This is a genomic window from Nocardioides sp., assembly GCF_024509035.1.
Classification (GTDB): Bacteria; Actinomycetota; Actinomycetes; order Propionibacteriales; family Nocardioidaceae; genus Nocardioides.
This window is the reverse complement of sequence record NZ_JANINT010000279.1, coordinates 1-2,595: the sequence shown is the minus strand read 5'-3', so window position 1 is coordinate 2,595 and position 2,595 is coordinate 1. Positions and strand designations below refer to the sequence as shown.

The window sequence follows — 2,595 nt, the reverse complement described above, 5'->3', positions numbered from 1 at the left end:
CTCGGCCAGCGGCACGAAGACGCCGGGCGGTACGGCGCCGCGCGTCGCGTGCTTCCAGCGCGCGAGCGCCTCAAGGCCGACCAGACGGTCGGTCGCGAGGTCCACGACCGGTTGGTAGTGCAGCTCGAGCGCGTCCGCGTCGAGGGCGGCCCGCAGGTCGGCGGCGAGCAGCCGCTGATCGGCGGCGAGACGGGCGAGCGCGGGGTCGAAGACCTGGCTGCGGGAGCGGCCGCGCGCCTTCGCCTCGTACATCGCGGCGTCCGCACGCTTGAGCAGCGTCTCGGCGTCGCAGTCCAGGGGAGGGGAGACCGCGATGCCGACGCTGACGCCGACCCGGACGGCCCGGTGGTCGACCGCGTAGGGCTCGCTGATCGCGGCGATCACCTGCTCGGCGACGTGGCCGGCCGCCTCGACGTCGGTGTCGGGGCAGACGAGCACGAACTCGTCGCCGCCGATGCGCGCCACGACGTCGATCGGGCGGGCCAGCCCGCGCAGCCGGAGGGCGACCTCGGAGAGCAGTCGGTCACCGGTGAGGTGGCCGTGCACGTCGTTCGCGGCGCGGAACTGGTCGAGGTCGAGGAGCAGGACGGCGACCGGGTCGCCGCGGCGCTTGCCGTCGGCGAGCGCCTGGGTGAGGCGGTAGGTGAGGAAGGAGCGGTTGGGCAGGCCGGTCAGCGCGTCGTGCATGGTCTGACGGACCAGCTCGGCCTCGAGCTCGAGGCGGTCGCTGATGTCGCGGGCGACGACGACGAGCCCGCCGATGCCACCGCTGCCGTGCTCGTCGGGGAGCGCGTTGACGCTGATCGAGACCTGCGCCATCCGGCCGTCGCTCGTGCGCCGGAGCGTGTCGAGGCCCTGGATCGGCTTGCCGGCGCGGACCATCGCCAGGATCCGGCGCGGCTCGTCGGAGCCGGGCGGGTGCAGCACCGCCATGTCCTGGCCGATCATCTGGGAGGCCTGGTAGCCGTAGAGCCGCTCCGCGCCCTCGTTCCAGGTCGCGACCCGGCCGTCCATCGTGGTGGTGAACACCGCGTCGGCGACCGAGTCCATGATCCCGCCCAGGCGCGCTGCGGCGGCCTCGGCCGCGACGAGCGAGGTCCGGACCCGGACGTGGTCGATCGCGCGGCGCATCAGCCGCAGCCAGTCACCGCGGTGGTCGCCTGCGAGGTCACCGATGCGGAGCACGAGGTCGGCCAGGCCCTCGAAGGAGTCCGACACCGGGGCGTGGTCGTCGACCACCAGGACGAGCGCCGCTTCGCCGGCGCGGTCGCGCAGCAGGTGGGCGACCTCGGCGGCCGCGAGGTCGGGCGCCCCGACGTACGCCACGACGCAGTCGAACGCCGTCGTGTCGAGGAGGTCCAAGGCAGCGGTCAGCGAGAGGGCGCGGGTCGCGAGCACCCGGCCCACGAGCGCGTTCACGCATGCTGACAGCGGCCCACCTGCCTCGCCCTCGTCGCTGACGACGAGAACGGCAGGCGGGCAGAGCGCCGGTGGCACCGCTGCGCTGAACACCAGGTCTCTCCCTCCCGAGATCCCTTTCGGCGCCTCGGGGGCCCTCCCAAGCATTTTCCCCGAGGCGGGGACCAGTGTGGCCGGTGTGACTCCTGATCCGCAGCAATACGGACGAACCTGTCCAGACCGGCTGTCCATGGACAGCCGACCGTGGGGGCGACCCGCGTGCGAGGATCCGCCCGTGGACACCGTGAGTACTGATGTCGTCGTGGTCGGCGCCGGGCTGGCGGGCCTCACGGCCGCCGCGGAGGTGGCCGGCGCCGGGAAGAGCGTCGTGCTGCTCGACCAGGAGCCGGAGCAGTCGCTCGGCGGGCAGGCGTTCTGGAGCCTGGGCGGCCTGTTCCTCGTCGACAGCCCCGAGCAGCGGCGGATGGGCATCAAGGACTCCCGCGACCTGGCGATGCAGGACTGGCTCGGCAGCGCGCAGTTCGACCGCGAGGAGGACCGCTGGCCACGGGCGTGGGCCGAGGCGTACGTCGACTTCGCCGCCGGGGAGAAGCGTGCCTGGCTGCGCGCGATGGGCCACCGGCTGTTCCCGGTCGTCGGCTGGGCCGAGCGCGGCGACGGGCGCGCGGACGGTCACGGCAACTCGGTGCCCCGCTTCCACATCACCTGGGGCACCGGCCCCGGCGTCGTCGAGCCGTTCGAGCGCCGCGTGCGTGAGCACGCCGCCTCCGGGCGGATCCGCCTGGCCTTCCGGCACCGCGTCGACGACCTGGTCGTCGAGGGCGGCGCGGTCGTGGGCGTCCGCGGGGCGGTGCTCGAGCCGAGCGCGGCGGCCCGTGGGACGGCCAGCAGCCGGGTCGAGACCGGGGAGTTCGAGATCCGTGCCCAGGCCGTGATCGTGACCAGCGGCGGCATCGGCGGCAACCACGACCTCGTGCGCAAGACCTGGCCCGCGCGGCTTGGTGCCCCGCCGAAGACGATGGTCGCCGGCGTACCAGCCCACGTCGACGGGCGGATGCTGGGCATCACGCAGGCGGCGGGTGCGAACGTGATCAACCCCGACCGGATGTGGCACTACGTCGAGGGGCTGCGCAACTGGGACCCGATCTGGGACAACCACGGCATCCGGATCCTGCC

General features: G+C 73.8%; 2 protein-coding genes. One reads left to right on the top strand and one right to left on the bottom strand.

Features of this window, described 5'->3' with window-relative positions; genetic code table 11:
• A partial coding sequence (locus Q0L15_RS18730) for a diguanylate cyclase (RefSeq protein WP_296606000.1) occupies positions 1 to 1,419 on the bottom strand: 1,419 nt, incomplete at its 3' end.
• A 274-nt stretch (positions 1,420 to 1,693) separates the two neighbouring features.
• On the opposite strand from Q0L15_RS18730, the gene Q0L15_RS18725 reads away from it, so the two are divergent.
• A partial coding sequence (locus tag Q0L15_RS18725; protein WP_296605998.1) for an FAD-binding dehydrogenase occupies positions 1,694 to 2,595 on the top strand: 902 nt, incomplete at its 3' end.